The sequence below is a fragment of the Bombilactobacillus sp. ESL1094 genome, from assembly GCF_058107425.1.
Genome location: NZ_JBYLUM010000001.1, coordinates 199,441 through 222,019, shown reverse-complemented (window position 1 = coordinate 222,019; position 22,579 = coordinate 199,441). Strand labels below are relative to the sequence as shown.

The following is a 22,579-nucleotide window of genomic DNA, read 5'->3' as shown; positions in this document are numbered from 1 at the left end:
GTATAGTAAAAGCCATTCCTTCAGGGCAAGGAATGGCTTTTATTTGGATATTAATGTCACAGCAGGTCTATTCAGATTGCTTTAAAATTTTTAGACTATGGATCAAATTGAGGACTGAGGCAATTAAATTGACAGCGGCTACGGTAGTAACTAGTTTACGTTTAAAGTTTTCGTCATCCAATGGAAGTTTCTGAAATAAGTTTTTCATAATTATTGTCCTCCTAAGGTAACTATTAGTGCTAGATACATTATATCATTTTACGTGTGGTACTATTTAAAAAATGTTTAAAATAAAAAGCCTGATTAAGCTAAACTTTACTATCTTTAGTCTAAGAAAGTTAATCCTATGTCAGACTTTTAAGCGTCATCAAGATCTCTTAGCTTACAATATTTAATTAATATTTGCTTTTAGACGCTTGGAGAGAATTACTAGCATTAGATATAATACTTTGGTTGCAACCTCCATAATATGCAACACTCGGAGGTGAGTAATTATGTTCAACCAATTTTTAATATCAGTAATATCTGGTATTATCATTTCCATATACATGTGGCGGATTAATAAACGCTAATTTTAGCGCAAGTAAAAAGGCATCTAGTAACTTACCGTGGTCAACTAGATGTCTTTTTGTATTGCTTTGAGTAAAATGCTCAACCAATTTCGCATTTATAGTAACACAATTATTCTTGATATCCTAACAATTTAATTTGTAGACAATTCCATAATTGGAGGCTTTTTACTATGTATAACGCGTGGTACTAGTTAATTTTTCTACTTCGTTTACACAAATACCAACCTATCTCGAGTAGTTTGATCTTTTGAATATATACTAAAGGTATGCTACAATTACATCGAAACGTGAAGATGATTTAAACAAAACGACACAAAAGCCATTCCTAATTGCGATAGGAATGGCTTTTTTTTGTGTGGTTACAAGACAACTCGAATTTACTTTTTATGATTTTTGCGTAACCAATCAATAATCATTTGACCAAATATGCTCACAAACAATGGAGCAATAACTGACGTGAAGATAATATAAAACAAAAACGGCACCCCCTCTCGGGGCGAGTTGCCGTCTAAAATTATATCATAAAAAATTTCGTAATCTGGGGGAAATATTATGGACGAAAAGCCAGATTTCAGGGACATTATGGTAGTGTAAATAATTTGGCATCGAATACTTTAATAAAGATTATCTCTTTTATTTTGTGATGACTATATAGTATAGTGTATATACTAAATCGAGGAGGCTTGATGATGACAAATAGTAGTGTTAAACCATTCAAATCAGGTAATTCGCTTGCGTTTAGAATAACTAAGAAGGATAGTGAGTTACTGGGATTAACTGAAGATACCATGTTTGAAAAAGTGGTATCACCAGATGGAAAGTCTATCACTTTTAAAAAGAAAGAAGCTGTTCCAAAAGAATTAGATCAATTTATTGATGATTTTTATCAAAAGAATGGTGAATTAATGACTGAGTTAGAGAATTTATGATATGGAATATTTAAGCAAAGAGCTGCTGGTGGAGGTTAATCAAGCTGTCATCGAGCGTTCCATCAACGGAGATTTTGGGATTCAGTACAGTGAAGGACTAGATATAATCGTTCAACAGCCACAACAGATTTTGTTCGGTCGGGAATTATGTCCGACTATTTGGCTGAAAGCGGCGTTCATTGTACAGAAAATAATCAAGAAGCATATTTTTCAAGATGGTAATAAAAGGACCACCTTGATAGCAACTGCATTTTTTTTGGATATGAATGGTTATCATTTAGAATTTGACTTAGAATCTGGGAAGCTATTCATTTTAACGGTAACCAATGAACCGGATGATGAACAAGTTATGCTTGCAACTGCCAATTGGTTGAAAAATCATAGTTCTAAAAAATAGATTTTATTTCTAAGCACTCAGTAGGAGTGCTTTTTTATATCCAAAATTAGAGGGTGTGGTGAGATGACGTGACAGTACACAAAAATTCACAAAATAAGGATTTTCATAGCTTGAACAGTGACCGGAAAAAGACGGTTAAGTTGCTATTTGAAGATACTTTGACAGATGAAGAGATTGCCAAACAAGTGAATCGTAGTCGCAGAACACTGGCAAAGTTGAAGAACGATCCATTGTTCATTGAAGCACAACGTGAATAACTAGATGAAGCTTTGCCAAACTCCAATGATTGTCAAAAAGTAATTATTAGTAATTCAGCTTTTTGCAACACAATCTATCTTGGGAGATTCTCGAATGTTAAGAATTGTGAAATTTTATAGATGACGTTTCTTTTCTATTATTATGAACAAACTATTTATGAAATTATAGTGCTCATTCATTTCCTTTTTAGTGGGTGTGTCAATAAGATGGTGTTAAGATATTAATCCAATCTTGAATTAAAGATTGCAAGCTAGAAGATTCTCGGTTACCCTTAAATAGGTCTGACATAGGGATTCACTTTCTTTGGCTAGGGATAACCGAAGTGTAGCCTAGTCAGGATTTTTATTTCAACTAATTTTTAACTAGCACCACGCGTATTATAGTATTTTTATCTAATTTTGATTTGTATATGAATTTTTTACTCGTCCTGTATTACTTTGCAATCTGGAACTTATTAGTTTTAGAATAAGTAACTTTTAAAAAATAATATTGACAAAGGTACTTAATGTTCAATATAATGTTAGTTGTTTGTCGCAGTGGCTCAGCTGGATAGAGCAACGGTCTTCTAAACCGTAGGTCGTGGGTTCGAATCCCACCTGCGACATTTTTTGTACCTTAATATGCTGCAATTCACAATCTGATAGCACATAAATGTTATTTTGTAAGTGTTTTGCTGTTGAATTCATTCACAATCACATCCACAGTCGAAATTTGGTGAACATTTTGGTGGAACTGTGCGTTCTTATTTATCAAGCAGGTCACCTTTAATTGATAAAAAGGGCAACTATGTACGGACTGTGACTAACGGTGAGATTTATAAGTCAAAATCAATGTTAGCTGGGTGTTATCAAGTAGTGGTTAATGAATATCTACCAGCTTTGTATACGGCTGGCAGTGGTAAATAAAAAAGCTCCCAATGTGGGAGCTAATACATAATTAAATTGTGGGACTTTGGGAACATTGTGCTACTATAAATATGTAAAAAAGATGTTAGCATTAGGTTTATGTAACAACAAAAGAAGGCGCTCAAAACTTTGGTGGAAGTTTAAGATCGCCTTTTTTTGTTTCAAAAATTATTTGTGATTATCTAACTATTTTTTAAACATGGTTACTAAACAACCAGAAATAACTGCCGAAACAATCTGTAAAAAAGTTTTATTAGCACTAGGTTTTTCCCCTTATGTTGCTGTGTCGGGGCTGCAACTTAAATATTATAATGAAAGTATTTATTTTTAATTAAATATTGTTTCGCTATGGTGAACATTAGACTTTTTATTCATATTTTTTGAGCAATTACAACTAAAAAGTTTTTTCTGGTATTTAAATATCGCAATGCCAAAAGTTGTTTTTGTTAGTAATTAAAAAGCTTTATGAAAAAATAGATATTGTTTCATTGCGACACATTTTTCAATTATAGTGTCACTTTGAGATAGTTATGTTATACTTGTCTTGCAAGATGTTAGTAATTCTTTGCATACAAACACAAAAGCCATTCCTATGCTGGTAGGAATGACTTTTTTTGTGTGGTTGTCCATGACAACTCATTTTTTATCATTATGTTTGCCGTGCAACCAGTCGGCAATCATTTGATTCACTGCACCGACAATAATTGGTGCAATGATCAATGTTAGTAATTCTTTGAACATACAATCACTCCCTTTCGGGGCGAGTTGCCATTAAAAATTATATCATGAACAATTAAGTAATAGTGTAGCCTGGCGAATCAAGCCAAATGGACATTTTGTCATTGTCTATAAAGTTAAAAACTTCGATGATTATCATCCGGCGTACTAGTATATGTGCTTTGTTTTTCTTTAATTTTACTTCTAATTAATTGAAAAATATATTTTCGCTTGACTTAGAGTTAGCTCTAAGTTGTAAAGTTAACTTATTCTAAGTCGGAGGTGCTTTACTATGAAGAAACAAACAGCCGGACGTGAGAACTTAGGTGATTTTGCGCCCAAATTTGCAGAATTAAATGATGACGTTTTATTTGGAGAAGTTTGGTCACGTGAAAAAGAATTATCACCACGTGATCGTAGTTTAGCCACCATTGTTGCCATCATTACGGCTGGTAATTTTGAACAATTACCAGCTCATTTAAAGATGGGAAAACAAAATGGCTTAACTAAAGATGAAATCAGTGAAATTATCACTCATATTGCTTTTTATGTTGGTTGGCCGAAAGCTTGGTCAGCATTTAATATTGCTAAAAAATTCTATGAAGAACAGGGAGAATAATAATGGCTAAAAATGAAGATGTTAAAAATGGAGTGATTTTTGGTAGTGGTGACAAAAATGATGCCTTTGCCCAATATTTTGTCGGACAAAGTTATTTAAAGAATTTAGTCTCAGATCCTGACGTGAACGTTGGTGTTGGCAACGTAACTTTTGAACCAGGTTGCCGTAATAATTGGCATATTCATCATGATGGCTTCCAAATTTTATTAGTTACTGGTGGCGAAGGTTGGTATCAAGAAGAGGGCAAACCAGCGCAACATTTAACCCCTGGTGATGTGGTTGTAACGCACGATGGTGTGAAGCATTGGCACGGTGCTACTGCCGATAGCTGGTTTGAACATCTGGCAATTACAGCTGGTACTCCTGAGTGGTTAGAACCAGTGTCTGATGAAATTTATGATGCTTTGGATACGAAGGAAGCTAAATAATGTCACAAAATATTACTGTAATTGGCGCTAATGGACAAATTGCGCGGTTGGTTGAGCAGCATTATCTCAACCATGATCAAGTTAATTTAAAATTATTTGCTCGTAATGTGCAGCGTCTACCACAAGAATTTGCAGCGGCCAATAATGTTCAAATTATTGAAGGCGACGCCCGTAATTATAACGATGTTTTCAAAGCGGTAGCTGGTAGCGATTCAGTTTACGCTAATTTGGGCGGCGTCTTTACGCCGATGGTCCAAAATATTGTTCAAGCGATGAATGAGCAACAAGTACGGCGGTTAATTCATGTGACTGGTTTAGGCTTGTATCACGAGGTACCAGATCCTTTTGGTACCTGGGTTGAAGAATCTTGTGGTCATGCGGTAATGGAAGATACCAGAGATGCGGCCAAGCTAATTGAAGAGAATGGTCATTTAGACTATACGATTATTCGGGCTGGTTACATGTCGAATGCGCCGGTAGTTGATTATGAATTAACTCATCGTCATGAACCTTTTAAAGGAACAACCATTTCACGAGCCAGTATCGCCAATTTAATTGAACGAATGATTGATGATCCCACACTGTTTGTCAATGATAGTTTGGGAATTGCCCAAGCAGGAACTGATGGTGCGACACCGGTTTACAAATAGGAGTCAATTAAATGACGAAAACTTATCGGATTGGCGAATTTGCGAAAGTCGTCCAAACTACGCCTTATACCTTGCGTTTTTATGAAAAAGAAGGTTTGCTGACCGTGCAAAAAGTTCATGGTCAGCGCTTGTATACGGACCAAGACGTTTTGTGGTATCAATTTCTGCAACATCTCAAAGGTGCGGGTTTTAGTTTGTTTGAAATGAAGCAGTACGTGACTTGGCGGGCTCAAGGTGATGCCACGATTGGCAAACGCCAAGAGTTACTGCAAACTAAAAAGCGTGAGCTAGAAGCCAAAATTCAACAAGAACAAGAGCATTTACAAGTTGTTCAAGATAAAATTGATTTTTATGCAGCGTTAAAACAACATGCTATTACCGATGACTTTGAAACTTTTCGGCAACAGCGGCATGTAAATTAAAATAAAGGAAAACGTTTGGTAAATTGGCAAAATTTATACAAACGTTTTTTGAGTTTTCAATGTAAATGTTCGCATTTGGTAAAGGTCATTGCTTGAATTAGTCTAACTAGTTAAGATAGTTTTAAAAATAAATGAATAAAGGAGTGGGCAGTGATGATTAGTATCAAAGACGCGGCAGAACAAACTGGACTCTCAGCCGACACGATTCGTTATTATGAAAAGCTGGGCTTATTACCCGAAGTCCGTCGTTCCAGTACAGGCATTCGTCAATTCGATGCGGCCGTTTTGAGTCGTTTAGCATTTATCAAAAAGATGCGACAAGCAGGCATGTCACTAGATAGTTTACAAAAATATATTAATTTATATCAATCGGCTGAGGATACAACACAAGAACAATATCAACTATTAAAAGAACAACGACAAATTATGGAGAATAAAAAACAGGCTCTTCAGGTGGCAATTGATCACTTGGACTTTAAAATTCAACATTTTAGTGATCATGTTTTACCAGCGGAGGATCAACTGCACCGCTTAGAAAATGAGCGTTTGTCTGAAATTATTAAAAAATAAAATTATTGCTTGTCTTGGAGTCAACTCCAAGTTGTATCTTAATGATAGTCAATCGTAATAAGGCAAAGATCTTATGGATTGACGCTAATCTTAGATGCTCTTGAGGAGGATGTTGATAATGACAGAAGTAATGGTAGTCACGGGCGCTGGCCAAATCGGAATGGCCATTGCACGGCGCGTAGGTTTTGGCAAAAAGATTTTTTTAGGTGACAAAAATTTGGCGAATGCTCAGGCAATTGCGAAGACAATGACTGATGCGGGTTTTGATGTAACACCAGTGGAGATGGATTTAGCTAGTCGGACATCCATTCAAAATTTATTAACACAAGCACAAGCTAGTGGCGAGATTACGATGGTTGTGAATGCGGCGGGGGTTTCACCAAGTCAAGCATCCATTGAAACGATTCTCAATGTTGATTTATACGGCACGGCTGTTTTGTTAGAAGAGGCGGGCAAAGTGATTGCACCCAATGGTGTCGGCGTAGTAATTTCTAGTCAATCGGGCCACCGAATGCCAGCCTTAACGCCACAACAGGATCGCCAATTAGCCATGACCGCGACTGAAGAATTGTTAGATCTAGACTTTTTGCAACCTGATCAAATTGAAGATTCCTTAAAAGCTTACCAATTGGCCAAACGGTGTAATGAAAAGCGCGTAATGGCCCAGGCCGTTGAATGGGGCAAAAGAGGAGCACGGATTAATGATATTGCCCCGGGGATTATTGTCACACCTTTAGCAATTGATGAGTTTAATGGGCAACGTGGTGATTTCTATAAGAATATGTTTGCAAAAAGTCCTGCTGGTCGCCCAGGAACGGCCGATGAAGTAGCCAATGTGGCAGAATTATTAATGAGTCCTGCTGGTCAATTTATCACGGGTTCCACATTTTTGATTGATGGTGGAGCAACTGCCTCTTATTACTATGGGCCTTTACAACCAGAAAATAAGTAGGAATTGAAATGCGGCTGGGCGTTAAATTGTCATAGCTAAATCTGTTTTGCAAACGTTTTTTTGATATGCTATACTAAAGAAGTTCATTATAAGGATTGTTACTCGCTTTTTGAGGCATTACCTTTTCTATTTTGATGGAAAGGTAAGTTATACCTCAAAAAGCGTTTTTTAGTTTCAAGGAAAGGATGTGTCTTTTTGCCATTTTGGAAAGTTCAACAAGCCTCAATTTTAGAAATTGCCGCACCAATTGCTGGCAAAATTATCCCATTATCAGAAGTGGACGATGAAGTTTTTGCTCATAAAATGATGGGTGAAGGTTTGGCAATTCAACCGGCAGTAAGGGCTGATACCATCGTGGCTCCTGTCAATGGTCAAATTGTTGCTTTGCCGCCATCGAAACATGCAATAGGAATTAAGGTCGCAAAATTTAAGCTGGAAATTTTAATCCACATTGGTTTAAACACGGTGATGTTAAATGGAGAAGGGTTTAAAGCCTTAGTTCAAGTCAATGATTATGTTACGCAGGGCTTCCCCTTGATTCGCTTTGATCCCCAATTAATGGCACAGCATCATTTAGACATGACTACAATCTTAATTTTTACTAAGGGTTATGATCAGCAGTTACATTTGGGAAAATTAGCGCATTCTTTGGTCAAACGCGGTCAAATCTTGTTGCGAACAGAATAATTTTGAGGGTAAAGTATGCTAGCAATTAAAAAAATTAATAATAATGTTGCATTATGTCGTGATAATGATGACCACGAATTAATTGCCTTTGGTAAAGGAATCGGTTTTCCAACCATGCCGTATGAAATCACAGATTTAAGCCAAGTAACGATGACTTTTTACAAATTAAATTCACAATATTTACAGTTGTTAACAGAATTGCCAGAAGATGTAGTGGCTGTTAGTTTACAGATCGTGCAACAAGCCCGTAGTTTAATTACCCGTCCGCTAAATCCTAATATTGTGTTCAGTTTAGCTGATCATATTAATTTTGCTATTATTCGATCACAAAAGCAGCAAAATGCATCTTTGTTGTATTCCTATGATATTGCACAATTCTATCCGCAAGAAACGGCAGTAGGTCAATACGCACTTCAATTGATTGAACAACAATTGTATGTCAAACTACCACCAGCAGAAATCACGGCGATTGCTACACACTTTTTAAATAGTCAAGAAGTCGTTAGTGATGGCACGATTCAACAAGAACAAAAAGTGATTGAACAGGCATTAGATATTGTGGAACGACACTTTAATATAAAGATTAATCACCAAAGCTTTACTTATAATCGATTTGTGGTGCATCTGAATTATTATTTACGTAGGTTACAGCAAGCACAACAAATGGCTAGTAGCCAGACTGAAGGATTATATCAAGCTTTTCAAAAGCAATTTCCTGAAATTTATCAATGCGCCTGTGAAATTAGTAATGTGATTGATCAAGCTTATCAGACGGTTAGCAATCAATCAGAAAAGTTTTATTTAATGCTCTATATTCAGCGAATGGTGGATAATACTCAAGCAAAGGAGTAATTTGATGGTGAAGAGTAAAGAACAAACCAACCGTATTATTGCCCAGAAAGTCTTACAAGCAGTGGGCGGTAGTACTAATGTTGAGTCAGTAACACATTGTATGACACGCTTACGTTTTATTTTAAAAGATAACAGTTTGCCAGATGACCAAGCTGTTAGCCAAATTGCTGGGGTCATTGGCGTCCGGCGTTCAGCGGGCCAATATCAAGTAATTATTGGGCAAACGGTGGATTTAGTGTGCGACCAATTGTGCCAAATCGCTCATTTACAGACGACACCGCCCATTACAGAAAACCTCGATACTGAAAAAACGCAGTCTAAGTTAACTTGGAAAAGTATTGGCACAATTATCATGAACAAATTAGCTGGATGTTTAACACCCTTGATTCCAGTATTAGTTGCGGCTTCCATGTTTAAAATGTTTGCGGCCGTTTTAGGTCCGAGTATGTTAAATGTTTTAAGTGTTAATAGTGATACTTATCGTTTGTTCACGTTTGTTGGTGACGCTGGCTTTTATTTTTTCCCAATTTTAATTGGTTATACAGCCTCCAAACAATTTCATACGCAACCGTTAGTATCCATGTTCTTAGGTGCGATTATGTTACATCCAACATTAATTAAAATGGTCACTACCGGTAAACATTTTTCTGTTTTTGGTCTGCATATGCCATTGGTCAACTATAGTGCGACGATCATACCGATAATTTTGTCAGTGTGGTTGATGTCTTATGTGGAACGTTTCTTGAAAAAATTTATTCCCGCTTCGTTAAGTACGATTTTTGTCCCCACATTAACGATCATTGTCATGTTACCGATTACTTTATGTATTGTTGGCCCCGCTGGTGGTTTCATTGGCAAGTATATTTGTGACACAATCATTGGTTTTGGCAAATTAGGTGGTATTTGGAGCATTTTAGCGATTGCCATTATTGGTGCTGTTTGGGAGTTATTAGTAATGACGGGAATGCACTTAGTTTTAATTTCGGCAATGATGATGGTCATTGCCCAAAATGGTTTTGATAACTTTACGTTATTAGGATCTTTAGCCGCTAGTATGTCAGTAGCAGGTATGTGTATTGGCGCAGCGCTACGCTTGAAAAATAAGGATCAAAAAGCTTTAGCTTGGAGCTATTTTGTTGCTAGTTTTATTGGTGGCGTAACAGAACCCGCTTTGTACGGAATTGCGGTGCGCTATAAACGTAGCTTCTTAGGGATGATGATTGGCGGTTTTTGTGGGGGATTGTATGCTGCCATTTGTCATATTAAAGGTTATGTTTTGGTGCCTGTAGCTAATTTTATGTCTTTGACGGCTTATGTGCATAATGATCCCACTAATTTGATTAATGGAATTTTGAGTGGGGTGATTGCAATCGTGGTGGCAGCTGTTGCAACTTACTTCATCGGTTTCCAGAGGAAAGATAATTCAGACACTAAAATTTCAGAATTAAAACCAGTGGAGGAATAAGCGATGAAAACTAAAATTATTGTAAGAGCGGATGATTTGGGTTACAGCGAAGCCGTTAATCTCGGAATTTTGAAAACCGTGCGCGACGGCATAATCAATAACATTGGTATCATGGTTAATATGCCCACTTCTAAAGCTGCAGTCCAATCATTGCTGAAGCTGACGCATAAAACGTTAGACTTGGGCTTACACGTAGTAATTTGTACTGGCCGTCCCGTTATTAGCGCCGATCAAGTGCCTAGTTTGACCACTGCTACCGGTGAATTTAAGCCATCCAAAGTTTATCGCAATTCCGTAAAAGATTTTGTTGATTTAGACCAAGCCGTTATCGAAATTGAAGCGCAATATGCCCGTTTTGTCGAATTAGTAGGGCGTAAACCGGATTATTTTGAAGGTCATGCTGTGGTTAGTGACAACTTTGTTAAAGCGTTAAAAATTGTAGCGCAACGACATCAATTACGTTTTTTAGAATATCATTTTGACGACAGTCCGACGCTATTAAATCATCAAAAATTATATCTAGAAATGAAAAGCATGCAACCAAATTATAATCCTTGGCAAACCTTACAAGCAGCGGCACTAACGCAGCATAATGATGGCTATGAAGTGATGGTTTGCCACCCAGGATATTTGGATGACTTTATTTTGACGCACTCTAGTTTGACGATTCCGCGAACACAAGAAGTTGCGATGCTGTGTGCTCCTCAGACTAAGATTTGGTTATGGGACCATGAGGTGGAGTTAATGCGCTATAGCCAAATTTAACCAATCATTAAATTGACTGACTGGCTGTTGATTACAAAAAGTGAATAACCTTAAAATGGGCCTAGGCATAGGCCCATTTTTAATAGAATTGTTGTTACTTTTGATTGCTCAAATCAATATTTTCAAAGGCCTGATTGAGTAAAGTTATGTCATCTAAAATTTGTAACTGCTTGCTTGAGGAAACAGAGTTGAGTATTTGCTTGATCATTCGTAAACGTGTTTGCGTCAAACTGTGATTTAAAGTTTGACCGAGCTGGCTTAGTTGAACCTCACGTTTGCGTGAATCGTGCGTATTAATCTGTGTTGTAATCAACTCGGCACGTTCTAAGCGGTCAAGTTGACGGCTGATGGTGGAATGAGAAGCTCCCAAAAAATGTGCTAAGTTTTGGACATTGGTCGGCTGTTGGCGGGCAATGGTAGCAAACAAAGGAAATAATTTATAATCAAGTTGCACGTGCGCCGCTTTAATCAAAGCTTGGTCATTTTGGGGTTGATTAAAAAAATAAGCTAGTTCAATTAATTGTTCGTAAAAAGTTTGGATTTGTTGATTATTCATAATATCAATTATACTAAATTAACGTGCAAAATGCACGTAAGTATGCTATTCTTTTTGTGTGCAAAATGCACCTAAAAGGAGGACATTAATTATGCAAGCAGCGATAGTTCAACAACCAGGAATGGTTCCGGTACTGCAAGCAGTTGCTGAACCAACGGTTAATTCTCAGCAAGAAGTGATTGTTATGCCGCAAGCGAGTGCTTTAAGTACAGTTAGTAAAGCTCAGTCGATGGGCCAACATTATTCTAGTAGTGCCCAGTTTCCGCGGATTGCTGGTACTGAAGGCGTCGGACGTTTAGCTAATGGGCAAAGTGTTTATTTTGCTAAACCACGCTGGCCATATGGTTCCTTGGCAGAAAAAACAGTGGTTTCAAAACACTCGCTGATTCCGGTGCCTGCTAAATTGAATCCGATCATGGCGGCAGCAATTGCTAACCCCGGTATGAGTTCCTATGCAGCGTTAGTCTATCGTGCCCAAATCCAAACAGGTGATGTGGTCCTTATTAATGGAGCAACCGGTACTGCTGGAGCGTTAGCGGTACAAATGGCGTATGCTTTAGGGGCAATGAGAGTTATTGCTTTAGGACGTAATGCAGAGAAATTAGCCCAAGTTGGTGCTGATGAGTACTTTTCCTTTGGAGATTATGATTTAACGGATGCTCAACAATTTGATCAATGTCAATTGGCATTGCAAGCAATCATTGCCCAAGCAACGATTGTCTTGGATTATTTGTGGGGAGCCAGTGCTGAGCTACTGTTAACAACCTTATCTCACAGCAAATCATCCCAAGCAATTAGATATGTAGAAATTGGTTCCACTGCGGGTCAACAAATTAATTTACCAGCGCCGCTTTTACGCTCCTCCAATATTCAACTCATAGGTTCGGGAATTGGTTCTTTGGCCCCAAAAGAACTTTTTACTTCCATTCAAAAAGTTTTTACTTTAGCGTCTCAGAAGCAATGGACGGTTCCAATCAAGCAATATTCATTGCCGGAACTGGCGCAAGCTTGGCAAGCACCTAATGCTCCACGAGCTGTGATTAAAATTGCAGATTGAATTTAAAAAAGGCTTGTAGTTTGAAGATAACAGTGTTATCTTTTTTCTAGGAGGCTTGATATGAAAGATAATCAAACGAAAGCACAATTGTTAGATTGTGCGGTGCAATTACTTCAAGAAGATAACTTGGAGGCACTATCCTTACGTAAATTGTCACAAAAACTAGGTTTAACGACAGGAGCTTTTTACAAACATTTTAAAAATAAAACTGAATTATTGACTTTGGCAATGCAAAGACTGTCACAACAGATTACACAACAATTTGAGCAACAAATTGGCTCGTTGGCAGAGCTTGATGCCCAAGAAAAGTTAGTTCAATTAGGAAAGTTTTTTGTAGAATATTTTGTCCAGCACCCCCAGTTAGTTAATGCCTTATTTTTTAGTGAGATAGGTAAAGCAGCGTTACAGCAAACTAACGGTCAATTCGCGTTATTAAATTTGACTAGACAGTTAATTCATCAAATCAATGTTAATTCAGATATTTCTGATGATGCTTTATTTGTGCAGACGTGGTCATTTATTCAAGGATACGCTTTGTTAGTACAAAAGCAGGTAGTTAGTTTAGATTTAACGTTGATTCGCCAGACTTTATGTGCATTTATGCAAGGAGAAAATTAATGGCCCCCGTAATCGTTATTTATTGTCATCCCTATCCCAATAGTTTCAATCATGCGGAATTAGAAGCTGTTCAAACTAATCTGCAGCAACATCACCAGCCCTTTGAAGTGATTGATTTGTACCAAGATCAATTTCAACCATATTATGATCAAGAAGAGTTACGTTTATATCATACTGGTGCCAGTCATGATCCGTTAACGCAAAAATATTTACACTTATTACAAGCAGCGCAAGGATTAATCTTTATTACGCCAGTTTGGTGGAACACACTGCCCGGAATGTTAAAAGGTTTTATTGACAAGGTCATGAAAGAAGGCCCTGGTTTATCACATACCGTGACCAAGTATGGCATTCATGGCGAACTCAAAAATTTACGGCAAGCGTATGTTTTAACGACTTCCACATCACCGACTTTTTATTTGAAATGGTTTTGTGGCGATGATATTCAAAAGGTTTTTGTTAAAAAAACTTTGAAACAAGTTGGCGTTAAACATGGTCATTGGCAAAACTTTGGGAGAATCTCTAATTCGACTTTAGAACGCCGGCGGCGATATTTACAGCAGTTGGTTCAGACAACATTTAAGTTTTAAAAGCAGCTTGGCAAGCACTTTACTTTACGAAAAGATTACTCACCTTTTACAATAAGTTTAGATATAATAGGGGGCATGAAGATGAGTAATGATGGTAAAATGAATCAAGCTAAAGGTAAAATCAATGAAAGTGTTGGTAAAGTCGTCGGCGATGATTCCAAAGAACTCAAAGGTAAGGCCGAACAAGCTTTGGGTAAAGCTAAAGATCAGCTGGAAGATGCGAAAGACGACGTTTCTAAAAAAATCAATGAAAAAATTGATAAGCATAAACAGGATTAGTGCTTTATACTAATACTGAGATTATGAACTGTGGCAAAACGGTCTAACTGTTTGGAGGTCACAGTTTCTTTTTAATTAAGGGGGCCGAATTTTTGAAGACGTTAATTATTGTTGCTCATCCCCAGCTTGACAATTCCGCAACGCAACAATTTTTAAAACAAGGAGCTGCTATCGCTCAGGCAACTTGGCATGAAGTAAGTGCAACACAATCAACTTCCAGTGTGCAAGAACAGCAGTTACTACAACAAGCTGACCGAATTATTTTTCAGTTTCCACTCTATTGGTACACAATGCCGGCGCAATTGAAACAATGGCAGGATCACTACTTGACGACGAAATTTATTGAACAAAAACTAATCGGTAAACAATTAGGAGTAGTGGTCTCAACGGGTTTACCACAAACAGCGTTTCAAGCTGGAGGGCGCGTAGGCTTTAGCTTAGATCAATTACTAACGCCCCTACAAGCCTTGGCGCGCCAAGCGCAAATGATTTGGCTGTCAGTGTTTCCAATTTATCAATTTGCTTACTTAAATGAAGCCGAACAACAGCAATTATTGATGGATTATCAGCGTTATTTAAGCCAAGACCAACCAGATTCTTTAATTAAGCGTAGTCAATGGTATTTACAACAACTAACCCAATTGAACGCAACTGCAACTAATCCGCTGATTGATTTACTACAGGAACAATTGAGTCAAAATTTGTTACAACTAGAAACCAGTAACGATACCTTAAAATTAATTAAAGCAGGTGAAACAGATAATCTTGAATGATAATAATCAATGGGCCGTTGCGCAATTAGAGCAATTAATTCAGCAGGAGCCACAATATGAAAAACGAGCTTTTTGGCGCGGCTTAACTACTTTAATCAAAGAGCAAGATCGGAGATTGCAGCAACTACAATCAGAGATCGATGGTCGTTTATGGAATCATGATCAATGGTAATAATCTGTTAAACAGTTTTTAGACATGAAGCTATCACCAAAAGAAAAAGGTGGTTACACAATTCGGGGCAATTTTTGTTCCCACACGTTAAATGTGGTAAGATTAAAAATAAATAAATTTTAATTGCTTGGTGATTATGATTATGAAGAAAAAAACAATGAAAGCAATGCTTAAAAAATCTAAATCTGTTACGCGTCCCCAAATTACGGCGCAGTTAACTTTTTCTAATGGTCGGATACTTAATGTGCCGGTATATGCTGATGATCAGGCAGCAATTGATCATTTGAAGCAGCAATTGCGTGATAAAGATGGCAACTTTACGGATGTCCAAGGTCGAGATTATGACCTACGCAGTTTAGTACACTATGAATTTTTAGATTAATTAAATTTAGTTGACGAACCAATATTTTTTTTGTACAATTAAACAGTTGTAATTGTGCTACCACAGCTGCAACCGCACATGACTAGGTTAAAGCTTAACAGCGCCTAGTGTGGCGAGTCTAAGAATGGAGGTGTACAAATGTACGCAATTATTAAAACTGGCGGCAAGCAATACAAGGTTGAAGAAAACAAAGCCATCTTTGTAGAAAAGCTTGATGTCCAAGAAGGTCAAGAAGTAACTTTTGATCAAGTTCTTTTGATTGGTAGTCGTTCGATTACTATTGGAACTCCTACAATTGAAGGTGCTAAGGTTACTGGTACTGTTGAAAAGCAAGGCCGGGAAAAGAAAGTTATTACTTACAAGTATAAGCCTAAGAAACATTCCCATACTAAAAAGGGTCATCGTCAACCTTATACTAAAGTTGTAATTAAAAAGATTGAAGCTTAAAGATGATTCAAGCAACTTTTGTTTGTAATTCAGCTAAGCAATTAACAAAGTTTGTGATTGAAGGTCATGCCGATTCTGGCCCTTATGGTCAAGATATTGTTTGTGCAGCCGTCTCAGTGATTGGACTGGGAACGATTAATTCGCTTCAAACTGTGGCTCAAGTTAAGCCACAGGTTAATAGTGAAGCACAAAGTGGTGGTTATTTAGAATGTCAGGTTGATTATTCTCAAATTACTGCGCATGATCAATTGGTTCAAACACAAACTTTAATGGCTAATTGTTATCAGATATTACACTCGTTAGTTGACAATTACGGAGATTTTATCCGGGTTGATTTAAAACAAGAAACAGTTGGGAGGTAACAATTATGTTAGAAATGAATTTACAGTTCTTCGCTCACCATAAGGGGGGTGGTTCAACTGCCAATGGTCGTGATTCTGCTGGTCGGCGTTTAGGTGCTAAGAGTGCTGATGGCCAAAGAATTAATGCTGGAACTATTATTTATCGGCAACGTGGAACCAAGATTCATCCTGGTGCTAATGTTGGTCGCGGTAGCGATGATACATTATTTGCTTTAAAGCCAGGCGTGGTTAAGTTTGAACGTCTTGGTCGTGATAAGAAGCAAGTTTCAGTGATTACTGAAGATTAAATTAAAGAAGCCGCGTGAGCGGCTTTTTTTAAACTATCAAGTTTTAATTGGGTTTATGATATAATAAATTAGTATAGTAAAGACTACTGAAAATAATTATAAAAATTTTCAAAAATGTTTTTTTGTTTTATGCACAATTTTATAACACAGGAGTTTATGATGATTTCAGTTAATGAATTTAAAAATGGTTTAACAATTCAAGTTAATGGTGAATTATGGCGGATTGTTGAATTTCAGCATGTCAAGCCTGGTAAAGGTAGTGCTTTTGTTCGTTCCAAATTAAAAAATTTGCGTTCCGGGGCCGTTCAAGAAAAGACTTTCCGTTCCACTGAAAAAGTTGAACAAGCTCAAATTGACAATAAAAAGATGCAGTATCTCTATGCCGACGGTGATAATTATGTTTTTATGGACACTAATACCTATGAACAATTATCACTACCCCGGGAAAATATGGGTGATGCTTTAAATTATTTAGTGGAAAATATGGAAGTTAATGTCATTATGCATGATGGTGAGACATTAGGGATTGATATTCCAAACGTTGTGGACCTGAAAGTGGCCGCTACGGAGCCGGGCATTAAAGGTGACACTGCTTCTGGTGGTAGTAAGCCAGCTACGATGGAAACTGGTTTGGTTGTGCAAGTGCCATTTTTCGTTAATGAAGGCGATGTTTTGACTATCAATACAGTTGATGGTAGTTACAGTTCACGGGCCAATAAATAATTGTAATTTGGATTAAGGAGGCTTTGGGATGACTGATGGTAAATATTTACAAATAGCACCAACACAAGCCAATGAATTAGGACAAATTCATGTGGCAACAGATGTCTTGGAAGTTTTGTTGGGTATTGCAGCTACACAAGTTGCCGGTGTTTATGAAATGCGCGGTACGTTAGCGAATAATATCAATTCGTTGTTAGGTCGGCAAAATCGTGCGCAAGGTGTCCGGGTTTCTTATGATGAACAAACGCAGCAGTTAATTGCCGATGTTTATGTCTATTTAGAATATGGTGTATCAGTTCCTAAAGTAGCCAATGATTTACAGAAATCTCTTAGTCAACAATTACAATTTATGACGGATCTAACAATGGCCCAAGTAAATGTGCATGTGGTTGGTTTAATGGCTAAGAAGAATGATAGTTCAGAAAAATTAGCTAAAATTTAATCCAGAAAGTGGCGTGGAAGTGACTTTAAATAGACATAATGTACGGGAAATTGCTTTTCAAACTTTGTTTTTGATAGATTCTTTACCCGATCAAGATATTGATGCGGCTTTACAGGAAGTTTTGAGTTTACAGAATATAACAGAAGCGCCGGCTTATTTAGATTTTTTAGTACGTGGTGTTGTTGAACATATTAGTGAACTAGACGAACAGTTAAGTCAACATCTCAAAAAGGGCTGGTCTTTAAAGCGGATCAGTCGTAGTGACGTGAACTTGATGCGTTTAGGATTATTCGAAATTTTGTATAGTCCGGCAGTTCCTGCAAAAGTAGCAATGAATGAAACACTAGAATTGACAGAGCAGTTCAGTGAACCACAATCAAAAAAATTTATTAATGGGGTGCTCTCTCATTTCCTGGATCAGTCACCGACTGAACCAAAGTAAGGTGCTGGTAAAACAGCACCTTTTTTGAAATTATGTTAAAGCTGCTTAAACAAGCAAGCTTTTAATACTCAGAATTTAAAACCAACAGATTTAAAGACTTAAAGGAGGAACAGCAATGGTTGTCATAATGGATGGTAAACAAGCTGCCCAACAAGCTGATCAACAGTTTGCCCAGCAAGTTCAGGATTTGAAGCAACACAATGTTATCCCAGGGTTAGCTGTTGTTTTAGTAGGAGATAATTCAGCGAGTCAAATTTATGTCCGTAATAAAAAACGACGAGCTGAAAAAATCGGCATTAATTATCAGCTATATCATTTGCCGGCTGATGTTAGTCAAAATGAGGTATTAGCTTTAATTAAACGTCTCAACCAAGCTGCAGACATTGATGGCATTTTAGTGCAAATGCCTTTGCCCGCACAAATAGATGCTGATTTGGTAATGAATACTATTGCGGTACAAAAAGATGTTGACGGTTTTGGCTTATTAAATATCGGGCGTTTGTGGTCCGGAGAGGCGGGCAATTTTCCCGCAACACCGCGTGGCATTTTGCGGTTATTACATGATTATCAGATCCCCATTGCGGGCCAACATGCTGTGGTAGTAGGACGCAGTAATATTGTTGGTAAACCAATGGCTGGTTTGCTATTGCGCGAAAATGCTACCGTTACGGTGGCTCATTCCCATACACAAAATTTACAAGCATTGACTAAAACTGCAGATATTTTAATCGTGGCCATTGGCCAGGCGGAGTACATTACGGCTGATTTTGTTAAACCCGGTGCGGTAGTCATTGATGTGGGGATGGATCATAATGCTGCTGGTAAATTAGTCGGCGATGTTGACTTTGCTACAGTGCAAGAAGTAGCCGGCTATTTGACGCCAGTACCCGGTGGCGTAGGGCCGATGACCATTACTGGTTTGTTAGAGCAAGTAATTACTTTAGCACAACAGAGGGTAGCAGTTTGAGTACACCAGAATATTTGACAGTTAGCGCGCTAACACAGTACTTAAAACGTAAATTTGATTTGGATCCCTATTTAAATCGTCGAGTTTATTTAACCGGCGAAATCTCTAATTTTCGACTGCGTCCGCGCCATCAATATTTTTCACTCAAAGATGCGCATGCTAAGATTTCTGCCATTATGTTTCAGAATGCTTTTCAAAAATTAAAATTTACTCCTGAAGAAGGCATGAAAGTCTTAGTTTGCGGTCGTATTTCCATTTATGAAGCAACAGGGCAATATCAAATTTATGTAGAACAAATGCAACCCGATGGTGTTGGTGCCTTGTATCAAGCTTTTGAACAGTTAAAGCAAAAATTACAAAAAGAAGGTATTTTTGCTTTACCGAAACAAAAGATTGCTCCTTTTCCGCAAAGAATTGCCGTCATTACGAGTCCTTCAGGGGCCGTGATTCGTGATATTATAACGACTGTTCATCGCCGTTATCCGATTGCCCAATTAGTTTTATTTCCCGCCCAAGTTCAAGGTGATAGTGCGGCGGCGAGTTTAGTCCAGCGCTTAGAGCAAGTTAATCAACTAGGAAATTTTGATACGATTATTATGGGCCGTGGTGGTGGTTCAATTGAAGATCTCTGGCCTTTTAATGAAGAAGTAGTCGCGCGGGCGGTTGTGGCTTCCAAAATTCCGGTGATTTCGTCAGTTGGTCATGAGACAGATACGACGATTACAGATTATGTAGCTGATTTACGAGCACCAACGCCGACCGCCGCCGCTGAATTAGCCACGCCGGTTTTGAGTGAAGTATTGGCTGATTTGCGTCAAAGCAAGGTGCAAATGTATCAAGCAGTTAAGCAAATTTTAGTGCGTAAACACCAAGAACTAGTTCGTTATCAAAATAGCTATTTATTTCAAAATCCACAAACCTTGTATCAAGAGTATTTACAACGCGTGGATCAATTAATCACAGCTTTAAAAGACGCAATGTTGCAATTATTAAAAGAACAACAGCATCGCTTAAAGTTGTTGCAGCAGAGCTTACGATATCAACAACCCCAATTAGTAGTCCCAGTACAACAAGTAGCGAACTTAAAACGTAATTTAAAGCAAAATTATCATAATTATCTGGAGCAACGATCCCAACAAGTCATGGGCTTGATTAATTTGTTAGAGGATTTAAGCCCGTTAAAAACGTTAACTCGCGGTTATGCTGTGGTGCAAAAGCAAACCCAAGTCGTGACTAGTGTGCAACAAATTCAAGCTCAAGAACAAGTGCAAATTCAACTCCAAGACGGTAGCTTGACAGCCACTGTCACAGAAGTGAAGGAAGGTCAACATGACGGAAAAAAAGCAAAGTTTTGAAGAAAGTTTAGCCAGCCTGCAGCAGATTGTTGAACATTTACAAAGTGGCGACGTACCTTTAGAAGAAGCCATGGATCAATTTCAAACAGGTGTCGCTTTAAGTAAAAAATTGGAGCAAACTTTAACACAAGCGCAGGAAAAATTAACTAAAGTAATGAGTGAAGATGGTCAAGAGACTGATTTTCAATTAAATGCACAAACAAAGCAGGATAAGACAACTGATGAATAAATTTGAAATTTTGCAAAAGCAGTTATTAGTTCCATTTAATGAATTTTTAGAGCAGCAGTTAACTAAAGAAATACAACAACCGCAATTACGAGCAGGTATGTTATATTCTTTACAAGCTGGTGGTAAACGGTTGCGCCCTCTTTTGTTTTTGGCAACCTTACAAGCGGTGCAGACTAACCGAGACATTGAGTTAACGAACTATTTTAAAATTGCGGGCGCTTTAGAGTTGGTGCATACCTATTCGTTAATCCATGATGATTTACCAGAAATGGACAATGATGACTATCGGCGAGGACAATTAACTAATCATAAGCGTTTTACCACGGGACGCGCGGTTTTAGCTGGTGATGGTTTGTTAACCCATGCTTTTGTTTGGCTGACAGACAATGGTTTACCCGCAGCTATTCAAGCACAATTAGTTTATACGTTGGCTAAAGCGGCTGGTGTCCAAGGCATGGTTGCTGGGCAAATGACGGATGTAGTACAAACAGGTCATAGCTTGACCATAGAGCAAATCACCCAATTGGATCGGCAAAAAACGGGGGCTTTAATTCAAGCTAGTGTGGAAATGGGAGCAATTTGCTTAGAGCTACCAGTAGATGTTAAACAACATTTGATTGCGTTTGCCCAAAATTTTGGCTTGGCTTTTCAAATTTATGATGATTTACTAGATATAGTTGGTGATCAAACTACTTTAGGTAAAGCAGTTGGCAAAGATCAATTAGTAGGTAAAAATACTTATCCAGCAATTTTGGGTGTTCAAAAGGCCCAAACCAAACTGCAACAAGTGATAACAACAGCTCAACAGGAATTAGCGGCCATTGCTTTAGCAGATAGTTGTTTAGCTGATTCTTTAGCTTATTTTCAATTGGGGGATCAATAATGGCTGCTAATAAAGAACGGGTGGATGTCTTAGTCGTTAACCAAGGTTTAACTGCTTCAAGAGAGCAAGCAAAACGCTCAATTATGGCTGGTGAAGTTTATAACGCAGATAATTTGCGTTTAGATAAACCCGGAGAAAAAATTGCGAGTGATACTCAACTCCATTTAAAAACCTTAAAACATCAACAATATGTCGGTCGCGGGGCTTTAAAATTGGCGAAAGCCATTAAAGTGTTTCAGATCAACTTAAAGGATTTACTGTGTCTGGATATTGGTGCTTCGACTGGTGGTTTTACAGATGTAGCTTTACAAAATGGAGCGCGGCGAGTCTATGCGTTAGATGTTGGCTACAATCAGTTAGCTTGGAAATTACGGACTGATCCACGGGTAGAAGTTATGGAACGGGTGAACTTTCGTTATAGTCAACCACAGGATTTTGCCCAAGGATTGCCAGAATTTGCAATGACGGATGTTTCTTTTATCTCATTGAAATTAATTTTGCCACCCTTGACCAAAATTCTATTACCAGATCATGATGTCGTTTGTTTGATTAAACCACAATTTGAAGCAGGCAAAGAAAATGTTGGCAAGCACGGAATTGTTCGTGATCCACAAGTTCATCGCCAAGTATTACAAGATATCTTAAGCTTTGCCACGGCCCACAATTTTGATGTTTTAGGTTTGGATTATTCACCGATTACTGGTAGTGGTGGGAATATTGAATTTCTAGTTCATTTGCGATTACGCCAAACGACAGGGACTATTGCACCAACAGTACAAATTGAGCAAGTTTTAACGCAAGCATATCAACAATTGAAGTCACATTAG

The 22,579-nt window shown here is 37.8% G+C and carries 35 protein-coding genes, 1 tRNA gene and 1 other annotated feature; of the genes, 33 read left to right on the top strand and 3 right to left on the bottom strand.

All coding sequences use genetic code 11. The features are described from left to right. Window positions 1–67 precede the first annotated feature (67 nt). On the bottom strand, window positions 68–208 hold the full coding sequence (locus AC3B5S_RS01195; protein ID WP_489757473.1) for a hypothetical protein: 141 nt from the start codon (window positions 206–208) through the stop codon (window positions 68–70). A 1,053-nt stretch (window positions 209–1,261) separates the two neighbouring features. On the opposite strand from AC3B5S_RS01195, the gene AC3B5S_RS01190 reads away from it, so the two are divergent. The 5 genes from AC3B5S_RS01190 to AC3B5S_RS01170 all read left to right on the top strand — a co-directional run bounded on the left by AC3B5S_RS01190 (window position 1,262) and on the right by AC3B5S_RS01170 (window position 3,061). Beyond that, a complete protein-coding gene (locus AC3B5S_RS01190) occupies window positions 1,262–1,501 on the top strand; it encodes an AbrB/MazE/SpoVT family DNA-binding domain-containing protein (RefSeq protein WP_489757474.1) in 240 nt (79 codons plus the stop codon). 1 nt (window position 1,502) lies between these two features. Continuing rightward, a complete protein-coding gene (locus AC3B5S_RS01185) occupies window positions 1,503–1,898 on the top strand; it encodes a type II toxin-antitoxin system death-on-curing family toxin (protein WP_489789985.1) in 396 nt (131 codons plus the stop codon). Between the two features lie 68 nt (window positions 1,899–1,966). After that, on the top strand, window positions 1,967–2,155 hold the full coding sequence (locus AC3B5S_RS01180; RefSeq protein ID WP_489774905.1) for a hypothetical protein: 189 nt from the start codon (window positions 1,967–1,969) through the stop codon (window positions 2,153–2,155). 531 nt (window positions 2,156–2,686) lie between these two features. Beyond that, window positions 2,687–2,760 (top strand) — tRNA-Arg (locus AC3B5S_RS01175). A 130-nt stretch (window positions 2,761–2,890) separates the two neighbouring features. Then, complete coding sequence (locus tag AC3B5S_RS01170; protein ID WP_489789984.1) at window positions 2,891–3,061, top strand: hypothetical protein; 171 nt, start codon at window positions 2,891–2,893, stop codon at window positions 3,059–3,061. Between the two features lie 636 nt (window positions 3,062–3,697). On the opposite strand, the gene AC3B5S_RS01165 is transcribed toward AC3B5S_RS01170, so the two are convergent. Then, window positions 3,698–3,802, bottom strand: a complete 105-nt coding sequence (locus tag AC3B5S_RS01165) for a type I toxin-antitoxin system Fst family toxin (protein WP_489757477.1) — start codon at window positions 3,800–3,802, stop codon at window positions 3,698–3,700. Window positions 3,803–4,070: 268 nt separating this feature from the next. Here AC3B5S_RS01165 and AC3B5S_RS01160 point away from each other — a divergent pair, with 268 nt between their 5' ends. The 10 genes from AC3B5S_RS01160 (at window position 4,071) to AC3B5S_RS01115 (ending at window position 11,188) form a co-directional block, all read left to right on the top strand. Beyond that, window positions 4,071–4,397 (top strand): carboxymuconolactone decarboxylase family protein, encoded by a 327-nt coding sequence (locus AC3B5S_RS01160; protein WP_489757478.1) that lies wholly within the window; start codon window positions 4,071–4,073, stop codon window positions 4,395–4,397. Window positions 4,398–4,399: 2 nt separating this feature from the next. Further along, complete coding sequence (locus AC3B5S_RS01155) at window positions 4,400–4,825, top strand: cupin domain-containing protein (RefSeq protein ID WP_489757479.1); 426 nt, start codon at window positions 4,400–4,402, stop codon at window positions 4,823–4,825. Next, window positions 4,825–5,475 carry an NAD(P)H-binding protein gene (locus tag AC3B5S_RS01150; protein WP_489789983.1) on the top strand — a complete coding sequence of 217 codons (651 nt, stop codon included), beginning with the start codon at window positions 4,825–4,827 and terminating at the stop codon, window positions 5,473–5,475. Before AC3B5S_RS01155 ends, AC3B5S_RS01150 begins: the two co-directional genes overlap by 1 nt. A gap of 11 nt (window positions 5,476–5,486) precedes the next feature. Beyond that, window positions 5,487–5,897 (top strand): MerR family transcriptional regulator, encoded by a 411-nt coding sequence (locus AC3B5S_RS01145; protein WP_489757481.1) that lies wholly within the window; start codon window positions 5,487–5,489, stop codon window positions 5,895–5,897. 153 nt (window positions 5,898–6,050) lie between these two features. Continuing rightward, complete coding sequence (locus AC3B5S_RS01140) at window positions 6,051–6,467, top strand: MerR family transcriptional regulator (protein WP_489789982.1); 417 nt, start codon at window positions 6,051–6,053, stop codon at window positions 6,465–6,467. Window positions 6,468–6,576: 109 nt separating this feature from the next. Next, entirely contained in the window at window positions 6,577–7,419 is an 843-nt protein-coding gene (locus AC3B5S_RS01135; RefSeq protein ID WP_489757483.1) for an SDR family oxidoreductase, read from the top strand. 195 nt (window positions 7,420–7,614) lie between these two features. Further along, complete coding sequence (locus AC3B5S_RS01130) at window positions 7,615–8,106, top strand: PTS sugar transporter subunit IIA (protein ID WP_489757484.1); 492 nt, start codon at window positions 7,615–7,617, stop codon at window positions 8,104–8,106. A 15-nt stretch (window positions 8,107–8,121) separates the two neighbouring features. After that, complete coding sequence (locus tag AC3B5S_RS01125; protein WP_489789981.1) at window positions 8,122–8,958, top strand: PRD domain-containing protein; 837 nt, start codon at window positions 8,122–8,124, stop codon at window positions 8,956–8,958. Between the two features lie 4 nt (window positions 8,959–8,962). Next, window positions 8,963–10,423 carry a PTS transporter subunit EIIC gene (locus tag AC3B5S_RS01120; RefSeq protein ID WP_489789980.1) on the top strand — a complete coding sequence of 487 codons (1,461 nt, stop codon included), beginning with the start codon at window positions 8,963–8,965 and terminating at the stop codon, window positions 10,421–10,423. A gap of 3 nt (window positions 10,424–10,426) precedes the next feature. Beyond that, complete coding sequence (locus AC3B5S_RS01115) at window positions 10,427–11,188, top strand: ChbG/HpnK family deacetylase (RefSeq protein WP_489789979.1); 762 nt, start codon at window positions 10,427–10,429, stop codon at window positions 11,186–11,188. A 94-nt stretch (window positions 11,189–11,282) separates the two neighbouring features. Here AC3B5S_RS01115 and AC3B5S_RS01110 read toward each other — a convergent pair whose 3' ends face one another. Beyond that, window positions 11,283–11,744, bottom strand: a complete 462-nt coding sequence (locus tag AC3B5S_RS01110; RefSeq protein ID WP_489789978.1) for a MarR family winged helix-turn-helix transcriptional regulator — start codon at window positions 11,742–11,744, stop codon at window positions 11,283–11,285. A gap of 91 nt (window positions 11,745–11,835) precedes the next feature. On the opposite strand from AC3B5S_RS01110, the gene AC3B5S_RS01105 reads away from it, so the two are divergent. The 18 genes from AC3B5S_RS01105 to AC3B5S_RS01020 all read left to right on the top strand — a co-directional run bounded on the left by AC3B5S_RS01105 (window position 11,836) and on the right by AC3B5S_RS01020 (window position 22,579). After that, complete coding sequence (locus AC3B5S_RS01105; RefSeq protein WP_489789977.1) at window positions 11,836–12,801, top strand: quinone oxidoreductase family protein; 966 nt, start codon at window positions 11,836–11,838, stop codon at window positions 12,799–12,801. Between the two features lie 60 nt (window positions 12,802–12,861). Further along, window positions 12,862–13,419 (top strand): TetR/AcrR family transcriptional regulator, encoded by a 558-nt coding sequence (locus AC3B5S_RS01100; protein ID WP_489769032.1) that lies wholly within the window; start codon window positions 12,862–12,864, stop codon window positions 13,417–13,419. After that, window positions 13,419–14,009: an NAD(P)H-dependent oxidoreductase gene (locus AC3B5S_RS01095; protein ID WP_489769031.1), complete on the top strand. Its 591-nt coding sequence runs from the start codon at window positions 13,419–13,421 to the stop codon at window positions 14,007–14,009. Before AC3B5S_RS01100 ends, AC3B5S_RS01095 begins: the two co-directional genes overlap by 1 nt. A gap of 81 nt (window positions 14,010–14,090) precedes the next feature. Further along, window positions 14,091–14,288 (top strand): CsbD family protein, encoded by a 198-nt coding sequence (locus AC3B5S_RS01090; RefSeq protein WP_489757492.1) that lies wholly within the window; start codon window positions 14,091–14,093, stop codon window positions 14,286–14,288. 92 nt (window positions 14,289–14,380) lie between these two features. Further along, window positions 14,381–15,061: an NAD(P)H-dependent oxidoreductase gene (locus AC3B5S_RS01085; RefSeq protein ID WP_489757493.1), complete on the top strand. Its 681-nt coding sequence runs from the start codon at window positions 14,381–14,383 to the stop codon at window positions 15,059–15,061. Continuing rightward, complete coding sequence (locus AC3B5S_RS01080) at window positions 15,054–15,233, top strand: hypothetical protein (RefSeq protein WP_489757494.1); 180 nt, start codon at window positions 15,054–15,056, stop codon at window positions 15,231–15,233. Before AC3B5S_RS01085 ends, AC3B5S_RS01080 begins: the two co-directional genes overlap by 8 nt. A 142-nt stretch (window positions 15,234–15,375) precedes the next feature. Beyond that, complete coding sequence (locus AC3B5S_RS01075) at window positions 15,376–15,615, top strand: hypothetical protein (RefSeq protein WP_489757495.1); 240 nt, start codon at window positions 15,376–15,378, stop codon at window positions 15,613–15,615. A gap of 60 nt (window positions 15,616–15,675) precedes the next feature. Next, window positions 15,676–15,745, top strand: a sequence feature (ribosomal protein L21 leader region). 8 nt (window positions 15,746–15,753) lie between these two features. Next, the gene (gene rplU, locus AC3B5S_RS01070) at window positions 15,754–16,062 is read left to right on the top strand and encodes a 50S ribosomal protein L21 (protein ID WP_489757496.1); all 309 of its coding nucleotides are present in this window, start codon (window positions 15,754–15,756) and stop codon (window positions 16,060–16,062) included. A 2-nt stretch (window positions 16,063–16,064) separates the two neighbouring features. After that, a complete protein-coding gene (locus AC3B5S_RS01065) occupies window positions 16,065–16,424 on the top strand; it encodes a ribosomal-processing cysteine protease Prp (protein WP_489757497.1) in 360 nt (119 codons plus the stop codon). A gap of 5 nt (window positions 16,425–16,429) precedes the next feature. Beyond that, window positions 16,430–16,711 carry a 50S ribosomal protein L27 gene (gene rpmA / locus AC3B5S_RS01060; protein WP_489755942.1) on the top strand — a complete coding sequence of 94 codons (282 nt, stop codon included), beginning with the start codon at window positions 16,430–16,432 and terminating at the stop codon, window positions 16,709–16,711. Window positions 16,712–16,870: 159 nt separating this feature from the next. Continuing rightward, window positions 16,871–17,434, top strand: coding sequence for an elongation factor P (gene efp / locus AC3B5S_RS01055; RefSeq protein WP_489757498.1), 564 nt, complete (start codon window positions 16,871–16,873; stop codon window positions 17,432–17,434). 28 nt (window positions 17,435–17,462) lie between these two features. Beyond that, the gene (locus tag AC3B5S_RS01050) at window positions 17,463–17,876 is read left to right on the top strand and encodes an Asp23/Gls24 family envelope stress response protein (protein ID WP_489757499.1); all 414 of its coding nucleotides are present in this window, start codon (window positions 17,463–17,465) and stop codon (window positions 17,874–17,876) included. 19 nt (window positions 17,877–17,895) lie between these two features. Further along, on the top strand, window positions 17,896–18,318 hold the full coding sequence (nusB, locus tag AC3B5S_RS01045) for a transcription antitermination factor NusB (protein WP_489757500.1): 423 nt from the start codon (window positions 17,896–17,898) through the stop codon (window positions 18,316–18,318). 115 nt (window positions 18,319–18,433) lie between these two features. Next, window positions 18,434–19,285 carry a bifunctional 5,10-methylenetetrahydrofolate dehydrogenase/5,10-methenyltetrahydrofolate cyclohydrolase gene (locus AC3B5S_RS01040; RefSeq protein WP_489769030.1) on the top strand — a complete coding sequence of 284 codons (852 nt, stop codon included), beginning with the start codon at window positions 18,434–18,436 and terminating at the stop codon, window positions 19,283–19,285. Continuing rightward, on the top strand, window positions 19,282–20,640 hold the full coding sequence (gene xseA / locus AC3B5S_RS01035) for an exodeoxyribonuclease VII large subunit (protein WP_489769029.1): 1,359 nt from the start codon (window positions 19,282–19,284) through the stop codon (window positions 20,638–20,640). The genes AC3B5S_RS01040 and xseA overlap by 4 nt, the downstream gene beginning before the upstream one ends. Beyond that, the gene (locus tag AC3B5S_RS01030; protein ID WP_489757503.1) at window positions 20,615–20,869 is read left to right on the top strand and encodes an exodeoxyribonuclease VII small subunit; all 255 of its coding nucleotides are present in this window, start codon (window positions 20,615–20,617) and stop codon (window positions 20,867–20,869) included. Before xseA ends, AC3B5S_RS01030 begins: the two co-directional genes overlap by 26 nt. Continuing rightward, entirely contained in the window at window positions 20,862–21,752 is an 891-nt protein-coding gene (locus AC3B5S_RS01025) for a polyprenyl synthetase family protein (RefSeq protein WP_489769028.1), read from the top strand. Before AC3B5S_RS01030 ends, AC3B5S_RS01025 begins: the two co-directional genes overlap by 8 nt. Then, the gene (locus AC3B5S_RS01020) at window positions 21,752–22,579 is read left to right on the top strand and encodes a TlyA family RNA methyltransferase (protein WP_489769027.1); all 828 of its coding nucleotides are present in this window, start codon (window positions 21,752–21,754) and stop codon (window positions 22,577–22,579) included. The genes AC3B5S_RS01025 and AC3B5S_RS01020 overlap by 1 nt, the downstream gene beginning before the upstream one ends.